A 1,051-nucleotide genomic window follows, 5' to 3' on the forward strand; every position below is an offset into this window, starting at 1 on the left:
GCAGGTGCAGACCTGGGTCGCAGCCACCGCCTCGGCGGCCAGGTGCACCACGATCGTCATCTGCTTACGCCGACCCACCGGCACCTGCGTACCGGTCAACAGGGCGAGGGCCTGGGCAGGATCGGCCAAGATCCCCACCGCCAACGCCCGCCGCACATCCACCGACTCCCCACACCCACCCTCAGCCAATGCGACAGCCAACGCGGTGACGGTGTCGTTGAAGTCCAAGGCATCCTTCAGATCCGCCTGAATCAAGATCGAGGCAACCCCACCAGCACTGACACCGTCGAGCATCCGCACCTGACGCTGATCCAACCCCGCCCGACGTTCCCGCTCCCGATCCTGCGGATGCAACCGCAGCAACGCCTCATCCAACAACTTGTCCAGCTTGGTGGAACCAACCTTGTGCACGATCGAGACCACCGCCTCATCCACATAGGCCGCGACGTCATCGGGATGACCGATCGTGGTCCCCGCCACCCGACGCGCCCGCCACGCACTCACCTCCCCCGCCAGCACCCGGGCCCAGGTCAACTCACACCGGTGCCGCAACTCCAACGCATCCAGGATCAACGACTCCCCCGCACCCGTGGACAACCCCAACGCAGCCGCGAACTCCGCCGGCGCGGCCCAGTGCACCAACGGCAACGACTCCCCAGCCACCTCACCGAACGCCGCCCCACCCGGCTCAGCAGCGGGATGGACATCGGCCCACTGCGCGGCCCGCACCAACAACACCCGCTCCGCATCATCAGCAACCCGACGACACGAGACCGCATCGGCCAACACCGCCGCCGCATCACCATTGCCGGGCAACTCCTGACCGATCACCGACCCGCGCGTGGCGCCCGCAACGTAACCGTGCTCAGCACCGGGGGTGGTGCCCGGGAGCGGGGTGTCAGCGGTCGTGGTCATGGCCCCAATTCTTGTCGAACACCGGTTCGACCACAAGAGGCCCAGACCAATCTGTGGAGAACTATTCCCGCAGGTCAGACCCACTATTACCGTCCACAGGCACCTGTGGAAGACCCACTCCCACCAACCCCACCAG

Annotated in this window: 1 pseudogene; it reads right to left on the reverse strand. The window is 66.4% G+C overall.

The features are described from left to right. Positions 1-831: pseudogene (locus NJ4_RS24845) on the reverse strand (hypothetical protein); the annotation flags it as partial. Positions 832-1,051: the final 220 nt, after the last annotated feature.

The organism is Nocardioides jensenii JCM 1364 = NBRC 14755 (genome assembly GCF_001552535.1).
Classification (GTDB): Bacteria; Actinomycetota; Actinomycetes; order Propionibacteriales; family Nocardioidaceae; genus Nocardioides; species Nocardioides jensenii.